This is a genomic window from Borreliella valaisiana VS116 (genome assembly GCF_000170955.2).
GTDB classification, from domain to species: domain Bacteria; phylum Spirochaetota; class Spirochaetia; order Borreliales; family Borreliaceae; genus Borreliella; species Borreliella valaisiana.
In genome coordinates, this window is sequence record NC_012133.1 from 18,886 (window position 1) to 27,732 (window position 8,847).

Here is an 8,847-nt window from a genome sequence, read left to right on the forward strand (position 1 = left end):
AGAGAATAAATATGGAAAGAACACTTGAAAGTATACAAAAAGAAAAATCAGAAATCAAATGTTACAATAAAGATCGTTTTATAAAGATTGAAAAAGAAAATGATAAAACAAATTACCATACAAAAATAATGATGGATGTTTATAAATTTGGAGTTCATGATAAAAAAAATGTGTTTCGCTTGTCATTGAGAAACTTATTCAATCAATCAAAAGTTGAAGAAATTTTTTTATATCCTGTAAAAGATAAGGATAAATTTATAGGAATTTTTTATGGTTATAAAAAACCTATAAAAGCCCCTATTATAAGGTACGAAAAAAATGGATTTAAAAAATTATATTCATTTGCAAGAGCGTATTATATGGAATTTAGATTTAAAAAAGGAAGTGTTTTTTGCTACTTTAAGGCACTATTTCGTTTATTGAAAAAAGAAAAAATAAATACACCGTATAATATAGCATGTTTTGATATATTTACAAAACTAGAAAAACAAGCCCATGAATTTTATGGAAAAAAATACCCAGAACAAGGACCACTAACAAAATGGATAATAAAAAACCTAAAGTAATAACAATCGCGTCAATTAAAGGTGGTGTTGGTAAAAGTACGAGTGCTATTATACTTGCAACATTGCTTTCAAAAGATAATAAAGTGCTTTTGATAGATATGGACACACAAGCTTCTACTACAAGTTATTTTTACAAAAAAATTGCAAATCAAAACATTGATATTGTGAATGTCAATGTTTATAGAGTGTTAAAAGAAAAATTAGATATTAATGATTCAATTATAAAAATTAAAGAAAATTTAGATTTAATTCCCAGTTATTTAACTTTAAGTAAATTTTCAAGTGAATCCATACCATTAAAAGAGTTAAGATTGCAAAACAATTTAGAATTTTTAAATCAGAATTATCATTATGTAATAATAGATACTAATCCCAGTTTAGATTACACCTTGTCAAATGCTTTAATGACTAGTAATTGTATAATAGTTCCAATGACTGCAGAAAAATGGGCAGTTGAAAGTTTAGAATTATTGGAATTCCATATGAACAATTTAAAAATAAAAATCCCGATATTTTTAATTATAACAAGATTTAAAAAGAACAATACTCACAAGCAATTGTTACAACATGTTGGATCAAGAACAGGATTTTTGGGATTTATCCATGAACGAGAAGATTTAAATAAAAAAATTGCTAGAAATGATGAATTTGATATGACTAAAGATTATATTTATGAATATAAAGAGGTATTGTCAAGATTTTTCATTATGTATGATAAATATGTTCAATAAATCCGTACGGATCCGTACGGAGTATAAATAAAAGAGGTTTATTATGGAAATAGAATTAAATAAGAGAATTTTATCAGGGAGGGCAGATCCTGACGGTGAAAAAAAATTAATTACCAAAGAGGAGATATTTGCTCATTATAATGATTTAAAAAATAGGTTAAAGACCAATATAAAAAAGAAAATTTTTTATAAAGTAGAAAGTATAAGAATTTTAAAAGAAATAAAGGATAATGAATACTACAAATTAGATGGATATAAAAGTTTTGATGCTTTTATAAGGGATTATAAATTGGCAAGAACCCAAGTTTATATATATTTAAAATTAGCAAAAGCATTACAAGCGGGAATTCTTAATGAAGATTATATAATTGAAAATGGTATTTACGATTCTCTTGATTTTATAGAAGGCCAAGAAACTTCAATAGTGAAAAAATCAAAGCAAAATCCAATAAAACCCTTAAGATTCCAGCTTAAAAAGAAGGAAAGTTACGATTTTTATAAAAGCAATGCCAAATTTACAGGATTTTTATTAGATAAATTATTTAGTGATGAAAAAGAAATAATTAAAAGAATTATGAAAGAGTATAAACAATTAAAGGGATAATAAGGAGATTATATGAGCAATTTAGCATATAGGACATACAATATAGAAAGTATAAAAAATGAATTTTTAAACATAGGATTTAGTGAGGAGGCAATAGATTTTGTTTTTCTTCACAATGATAATTACAACTTTGAATATTTAAAAGAAAAATTAATTGATATAGAGAAGACTTTGCAAAAGGATATATCTCATTTGGATACGAAGATAGATAATGTAGAAAAAAATTTAAATACGAAGATAGATAATGTAGAAAAAAATTTAAATACGAAGATAGATAATGTAGAAAAAAATTTAAATACGAAGATAGATGGTGTAGAAAAAAATTTAAATATTAAAATAGATAATTTGGATACTAAAATAGATAATGTAGAAAAAAATCTACAAAAGGACATATCTATATTAGATACTAAGATAGATAATGTAAAAAACGAACTTAATGCTAAGATAGACAGTGTAAGTGCTAAGATGGATAGTGTAAGTGCTAAGATAGATAGTGTAGAAAAGAATTTGCAAAAAGACATATCTATTTTAAATAATAAGATAGATAATGAAGTAAAGAATTTACGTAAAGATCTTAATATGGGGAACAGACTGGTACATTTTATGATACTTGCAGCAGCAATTTTTGGACCATTCATACATTCATTTTTAATGCAATATATACAAGGCGTCAAATAATTAATGAAATAATGTACAATTTGCTTTTTTAAAATTGAGTGGTGAAAAATTTTTTTAGAAAAGTTGACAAAAATTATTTTTGTAATATTATATATGTATAGCTGAAAAAAATTGTTATATCGCATATAGTTCAATTATGTGGGACTTGGCCATATTCTTTTATTAGAGAACTTAGCTAAGTTTTATTTTTTTTTGCAAAAAATTTTTTGCAAAAAATTGACAAAAACAGGTTTTTTCTATATAATATTAGTAATTGAAGAACATAGAGGAGCTAAATATGGCAAATAATTCAAAAGAAAATATACAATCAGAAATAAATGGAGAATCCAAAATGCTGTGTGTCGAGCAACAAAATTTTATTGGTTGTGAAGTCTTTGAGGAAAAATCTTTTCAAATTAAAGAAAAAAGCAAATTAAGCAAGATAGGTAAAAAATTACCAGGAATAGGGAGTCAAGAGTGTTTTAGATTTAATAAAAATCTTGATTTTAGCGAGCAAAGAAACAAACTAGATAAATATGGCGCTAGTGAAGTGGGGACTGTTTTAATTGGTGGTGCTGGACTTAAAGACTTAATGGTAAATAGAGTTCTTAAGTATTTTGGCATGAGCATGCCTTTTGAAGAGAATTTATACATGTTAAAAGGTAAAGAATTAGAGAATTTAGGATTTAGAGAGTTTGTTAAGGCACACGGTGATAATATTGCTGTTTTGTACAAAAACAAATATGCTAACGGTGTTGATAAATATAATTATTTCAAAAAAATGGGAAATTCAAAAACTTTAGTAGGCTCAACAATTGATGGATGGTTTATTAATGATGATGGTGAATTAGAGCTTTTAGAGATTAAGAGTAGTGATTCTAATTATATGAGTAGTGCTATTGATGAATACAATAAAAATGGCAATTTCCTAAGTAGTAAGTATTTTTTCAAATATTATGTGCAGGCGCAAATGCAACTAGCGTGTACTGGGCTTAAGTATTGTAATTTGTTCTTTTTAATAGACGCTGCACCAATTAACTGCAAAATAAAGAGAAATGAATCTTTAATATCAAAAGTTCTTGAATTTGTTGAGAAATGTGAAATGGAAGTTTCCAATTTGAAAAAAGATATTTTCTCTAACTATAGAGACGAATACTTAATGGCACACAATTTTAATAAGGAGACGTTTATAAAGCTTGTTGAAGATTTAGTAGAAAGGAGTGATTTTTATCGTTTTGGGATTGAATTTGATTGGGCAAGAGAATTTGTAGAATATGTTGATTCTATAAATCTTGAGATTGAAAACGAGCAAACTGCTGCTTATCTTGAGCGTTCTTTTTTTGAGATTGACAATTTGAAATTAGAGTTAAATAAAATTCAAAATGAAAACAGAAAAAGAGAAAAGCCTATTAAAGATTTGCTTAAAATTAAAATTGACAATATTGTGAATAAATATCCCCTAATTAATCAGGTAAATTATAAATTTAGAGAATTTATGTTCAGTTATGACCCTAAGAAAAGGATGATATCAGATAGATTTAAGGGACTATTGCCGACAAGTGGTAAATTATCCTTATTAAATAATATAACATATGCAAATAGTGTAAGTGTCCCCATGTGAATGGGGATACTTAAAAATTAAAAAAATAATTTAATATTGGAGGATTAATCAATGCCTATTAATAAAATAAAACAAAGCAACAAGGCTTTGCACCTAGAGATACAAAGGTGGGGTTGTTACTTTTTGTGTTTACACTATTATGTAAGTGTGTTAAAAAAACTTGAATTTACTATTTATGATATAAATGCAGCTTATTACAGATTTTTGGGATTTGGGCATATTAAGAGTAATTGTTTTATTTTAAATCCCTGTATGATACTTAATTACTATGGAATTAAAAGTAGTGTGAGATATGAGTCTTTTGGGTACTTTGGAGCTGTTAATGAATTTGAAATAAGCGAAGTTAAGATTAAGAGCGTTGATGGATCACACTTTATTGCTACAAAAGAGCAAGAAATATTATATGATTCACTCGATTTAAAGCCCAGAGGAAAAGTATTTAGAGTAACTTCAAAGCGTATATTTAAGCTTATATAGCTGAGTTATAGTTTTAAGCTATTTTTGGTGCATTTATAGGCTTGAATTTTGTTTGCAGAAGAGAGTCCATATATATTATCAATTTCATGGGTTGAAGAATATTTCATAAGTTCTTTAATTTGGAAAGAGTTGTAGCCACTAGATTTTAAATTTGAAATAAACAAGTTTCTACATAAATGGAGCGATTTATTTGCTTTAAAGCCCGACTTTTTTAGAAGATTTTTGAATTTTTTAGAAATATGGATAATGTCAATTTGATTGTCTTTAAACTTGTGTTTAGTTTTTTGGAAAAGATAAGTACGCCTAGTATCAAGATTTTTATCTTCGAAATGATTTTTGTGAGCTGTTTGAATAGCATCATATTCTTTAGAGTTGATGACAATTTCTCTAATACAAGTTATATTTCTTTTTTTTGCTACGTTTACTTTTATAGTGTAAAAAATTTCTCCAGATTTACTTGATAATTGGGCAATATCTTCCATTTTTACTTTTTGCATTTCAGTGCCCCTGCATCCACTTATCAAAAGTAAATATACGAACCAACCTGATATTGGATCAGTTTCTTTTAGATGATTAATACATTTTACAATTAGTTTGCTAGTTTTTGGAGTTAGATAAAACTTAGGACTAGGTTTTATATTTTCTTTTTTATTTTTAGTTGAATTTTTTAGTGAATTTTTTAAAATTTTGTTTTCATTTAGTATTTTTTGATAATCTTGTAATAGTTTGAGGAAAAAATCTGAACTAGCGTTGTTTAAATTAAAAAAATTATTAGAGTCCATAAAATCAGCTCCGCATAAGTGTTACCTTTACATTAAGTAAAAGTAATAAAAATGTATAAGAATTGCATTCTATATTTTACCAAAAACTAAAAATTTTAGTCAAATTATGGTGTTTCTCATTGTATGCAGAATTTAGAATGTAGAGTAGTTTTAAAGAGTAGAAGTGGCAATTTCTAAGGGGTGCACACAAGAAAGATAGTATACTTTGTGTGATATATAGCAAAGACTTAAAAATTTAATTTGTATGTCTTTTGTGATCGATTGTAATGAGTTGGCTACTTGCAATGGAGAGATTTTATGAGTTTTATTAAAATTACATTTGAAGTTTGTTACTATGTAATTCGAAATGTAACAAAATAAATTATTTAAATCTTTAAAAAAATTGTAATTATTAGCGTGTTGCGTTAAGCTTAAGATCTATGGAGTAGGAGTAACTTATGAATAAAAAAATGTTTATTATTTGTGCTGTTTTTGCACTGATAATTTCTTGCAAAAATTATGCAAGTGGTGAAGATTTAAAACAAAATGTAAAAGAACAAGTTAAGGGATTTTTAGATACAAAAAAAGAAGAATTGACCGAAGGTATTAAAATCCTAGGATCAGAAGTATCTTCAAAAGTTGGAGAATTAATGCAAGCTGATGAGCCACAAGGCCAACTACAGCATCAAGTAGCTCAAGATGTTAACAATGTAGATCAAGAAGTAGAAAAATTAAAGAAAGAATTAGAAGATTTAAAGAAAAAAGTAGATGGAACTAATGATAAAACTACTCTTGAAACATATTCTGGTTATGAAAAAGAATTAGAAAAGTTAGAAGAAGAATTAAAGAAAAAATTAGAAGAATTAAAAGATAAACTTAAAGATAAAAAAGAAGATAAAGAAAAACTTGAAAAGGAATTAAAAGAGTTAAAAGAAAAATTAAAAGAGAAAAAAGAGAAAAGAAAAAAAGCTTTAGAAGAGACTCAAAAGAAATTTAAAGGGTATCAAAGGCAAGTTGAATCTGCAGGTGGAGTAACTCATGGTGCACAAGCTAAAAATAAAGGGGGAGCTGGGAAACAAGCCTGGAGTGAGGCTAGCAAATTAGGCTTATTAGATAGAAGTTATTCTACTGATACTGATACTAGTGATATGTCAAGTGGAATAATAGAGGGCGCACTTCAAAAGATTGAAGAAGAACTTAAAGAGATTGAAGAAGAGTCTAAAGGTTTAGAGCAAAAAAAGAATAAAAATGGTTTTTGAAAACATAAATTATGAAAAACAAGACTAGTTGTTAGTCTTGTTTTTATTTGTATTAACGTATTAATTAAAAAGAAAAGATATAAATGTAAAATCCAATTCATGGCTAAACAGATAAAATCTGTAAAGTTGTGAAAATCAAAATACAAACATTATAAGCATAGTAGTTAATAGACATAAGTAAGTTACTAGTTATTGTTAATAATTTGTTAACTTATTGTATTATTTAGAGTAACAATTTGTTAATTTTATTGCTTTAGGGGAATTTTTTTGAAAAAAAATAAAAGGCCTTTTGATGATTATGTTGCATATTTTAGAGAAGGCTCATTAAATGATAGAGAAATAGCAGTTAAACTAGGGGTTTCTAGAGTAAATGTATGGAGAATGCGACAAAAATGGGAGAGTGGAGAGACTTCTGATAATGGGGATTCTAGAGTAACAATTAGTGAAGATACTTTTGAACACCTTGTAGCACAAACCTTTAGATCAGAAGTTAAAGCTAAAAAAGTTAAAGGTGAATTAGACTTAGAGCGCTCTAATTTAGAATTAGGATTTATACGCGCATTCAAGCAATATTCTAGTATTGAGCTTGCTAGTATGATTTCAAAAATAGAAGATTTAAGATATGAAATTGAATCTTTAAATAAAAAAAGTGAAAAAGGTATTAATGAAAAAATTAACTCTTTAAAAGTTGAGCTTAATGAACTTATAAAAGAGTGTTCAATAAGAGAAATGGAGCTTTACTATGAATGTATGAAAAGACTTGCTGCTGCTCATGAAGTTGAGAGTAAAAGTAGCTACAAAAGTAGTAAAGGATACAAGTGAACTTATATCAAACAAAACTTTTTACAACACTTCAAAAGCAATACAAAAATCAGTTTGGAGTTGACATATCACAATTTGTTAAGCCAACAAACTCTTCAATTAATTTTGATCAATTTGAAGAAAAACATTTAACCGAAAAGCAAAAGAATGTTATCAAAAGCATTCAAAAGAACAATGAAAAGAAGATTATACTTAGTGGTGGTATAGCTAGTGGTAAAACTTATCTTTCATGTTATCTTTTTATTAAAAGTTTACTTTCCAATAAAAAGTTATACTCCAGTGATACTAATAATTTCATTATTGGCAATTCTCAACGTTCACTTGAAGTCAATGTTTTGGGTCAATTTGAAAAGTTGTGCAAACTTCTTGATATTTCTTATATTCCAAAGAATACAAATAATTCATATATACTGATTGATTCACTTCGTATTAATTTGTATGGGGGGGATAAGGCAAGTGATTTTGAAAGGTTTAGAGGTAGTAATTCGGCACTTATTTTTGTAAATGAGGCTACTACTTTACATAAGCAAACTTTAGAAGAAGTGCTAAAAAGACTTAGGTGTGGTCAAGAAACTATTATTTTTGACACCAATCCTGATAATCCAGAACATTATTTTAAAACTGATTATATTGACAATATACATACTTTCACAACGTATAATTTTACAACTTATGATAATGTACTTCTTAGTAAAGGATTTATAGAAACTCAAGAGAAACTTTATAAAGATATACCAACATATAAGGCAAGGGTTTTGCTAGGAGAATGGATAGCGAGCATTGATTCAATTTTTACACAAATTAATATTACTCAAGATTATGTGTTTAGCAGCCCTATAGCATATCTAGACCCAGCATTTAGTGTTGGTGGGGATAATACTGCTTTATGTGTTATGGAGAGAGTTGATGATAAGTATTATGCTTTTGTATTTCAAGACCAAAGACCAGCGAATGAGCCTTATATTATGAATATGGTCAAGACTGTATTAGAGAATTTCAATGTAAATACACTTTACTTAGAAGATAGAGATAATACTAAAGGTGCTGGTGCGCTAACTCGTGAATATATGACTCTTAGGAACAACATGAGTCACAATTTTAGAATTGTGCCGATTAAACCAAAGTCCAATAAATTTAGTAGAATAACATCGTTAATTACACCGTTTACTTACAAGAAACTTTACATTGCAAAATACAGCAGTTCTTCTGTATTTAATGATATTTACGCTTATAAAGGGGATAACAAAACTCATGATGATGCACTTGACGCAATATCCGCTGCATATTTGATATTGTCTTTAGGATATAGAGATAGAAGTGTTCACTTTGGCAATCAAAGATTTTTGTAA

10 protein-coding genes are annotated in these 8,847 nt (G+C 27.2%); 9 read left to right on the forward strand and 1 reads right to left on the reverse strand.

Annotation, left to right across the window (positions count from 1 at the left end; genetic code table 11):
* Positions 1–11 precede the first annotated feature (11 nt).
* From BVAVS116_RS05045 to BVAVS116_RS05070, 6 genes are all read left to right on the forward strand, one after another.
* Positions 12–566 carry a DUF226 domain-containing protein gene (locus BVAVS116_RS05045; protein ID WP_002658766.1) on the forward strand — a complete coding sequence of 185 codons (555 nt, stop codon included), beginning with the start codon at positions 12–14 and terminating at the stop codon, positions 564–566.
* Positions 542–1,297, forward strand: coding sequence for a ParA family protein (locus tag BVAVS116_RS05050; RefSeq protein WP_002658763.1), 756 nt, complete (start codon positions 542–544; stop codon positions 1,295–1,297). The genes BVAVS116_RS05045 and BVAVS116_RS05050 overlap by 25 nt, the downstream gene beginning before the upstream one ends.
* Before the next feature lie 43 nt (positions 1,298–1,340).
* On the forward strand, positions 1,341–1,901 hold the full coding sequence (locus tag BVAVS116_RS05055) for a chromosome replication/partitioning protein (protein ID WP_002658762.1): 561 nt from the start codon (positions 1,341–1,343) through the stop codon (positions 1,899–1,901).
* 12 nt (positions 1,902–1,913) lie between these two features.
* Complete coding sequence (bdr, locus tag BVAVS116_RS05060; protein WP_012664851.1) at positions 1,914–2,579, forward strand: Bdr family repetitive protein; 666 nt, start codon at positions 1,914–1,916, stop codon at positions 2,577–2,579.
* 277 nt (positions 2,580–2,856) lie between these two features.
* Entirely contained in the window at positions 2,857–4,179 is a 1,323-nt protein-coding gene (locus BVAVS116_RS05065; protein ID WP_012664852.1) for a DUF244 domain-containing protein, read from the forward strand.
* A 51-nt stretch (positions 4,180–4,230) separates the two neighbouring features.
* Positions 4,231–4,656, forward strand: a complete 426-nt coding sequence (locus BVAVS116_RS05070) for a DUF261 domain-containing protein (RefSeq protein WP_002658755.1) — start codon at positions 4,231–4,233, stop codon at positions 4,654–4,656.
* A gap of 5 nt (positions 4,657–4,661) precedes the next feature.
* Here BVAVS116_RS05070 and BVAVS116_RS05075 read toward each other — a convergent pair whose 3' ends face one another.
* Complete coding sequence (locus tag BVAVS116_RS05075; protein WP_012664853.1) at positions 4,662–5,438, reverse strand: tyrosine-type recombinase/integrase; 777 nt, start codon at positions 5,436–5,438, stop codon at positions 4,662–4,664.
* Between the two features lie 437 nt (positions 5,439–5,875).
* On the opposite strand from BVAVS116_RS05075, the gene BVAVS116_RS05080 reads away from it, so the two are divergent.
* The 3 genes from BVAVS116_RS05080 to BVAVS116_RS05090 all read left to right on the forward strand — a co-directional run bounded on the left by BVAVS116_RS05080 (position 5,876) and on the right by BVAVS116_RS05090 (position 8,847).
* Positions 5,876–6,676 carry a hypothetical protein gene (locus tag BVAVS116_RS05080; RefSeq protein WP_012664854.1) on the forward strand — a complete coding sequence of 267 codons (801 nt, stop codon included), beginning with the start codon at positions 5,876–5,878 and terminating at the stop codon, positions 6,674–6,676.
* 267 nt (positions 6,677–6,943) lie between these two features.
* Positions 6,944–7,498 carry a DUF603 domain-containing protein gene (locus BVAVS116_RS05085; protein ID WP_002658536.1) on the forward strand — a complete coding sequence of 185 codons (555 nt, stop codon included), beginning with the start codon at positions 6,944–6,946 and terminating at the stop codon, positions 7,496–7,498.
* Entirely contained in the window at positions 7,495–8,847 is a 1,353-nt protein-coding gene (locus BVAVS116_RS05090; protein WP_012664855.1) for a PBSX family phage terminase large subunit, read from the forward strand. The genes BVAVS116_RS05085 and BVAVS116_RS05090 overlap by 4 nt, the downstream gene beginning before the upstream one ends.

Bases quoted from the DNA above. Each gene is read 5' to 3' on its own strand.
- BVAVS116_RS05050 (WP_002658763.1), top strand. From the start codon at position 542: ATGGATAATAAAAAACCTAAAGTAATAACAATCGCGTCAATTAAAGGT.
- BVAVS116_RS05075 (WP_012664853.1), bottom strand. From the start codon at position 5,438: ATGGACTCTAATAATTTTTTTAATTTAAACAACGCTAGTTCAGATTTT.
- BVAVS116_RS05070 (WP_002658755.1), top strand. From the start codon at position 4,231: ATGCCTATTAATAAAATAAAACAAAGCAACAAGGCTTTGCACCTAGAG.
- BVAVS116_RS05065 (WP_012664852.1), top strand. From the start codon at position 2,857: ATGGCAAATAATTCAAAAGAAAATATACAATCAGAAATAAATGGAGAA.
- BVAVS116_RS05080 (WP_012664854.1), top strand. From the start codon at position 5,876: ATGAATAAAAAAATGTTTATTATTTGTGCTGTTTTTGCACTGATAATT.
- bdr (WP_012664851.1), top strand. From the start codon at position 1,914: ATGAGCAATTTAGCATATAGGACATACAATATAGAAAGTATAAAAAAT.
- BVAVS116_RS05045 (WP_002658766.1), top strand. From the start codon at position 12: ATGGAAAGAACACTTGAAAGTATACAAAAAGAAAAATCAGAAATCAAA.
- BVAVS116_RS05055 (WP_002658762.1), top strand. From the start codon at position 1,341: ATGGAAATAGAATTAAATAAGAGAATTTTATCAGGGAGGGCAGATCCT.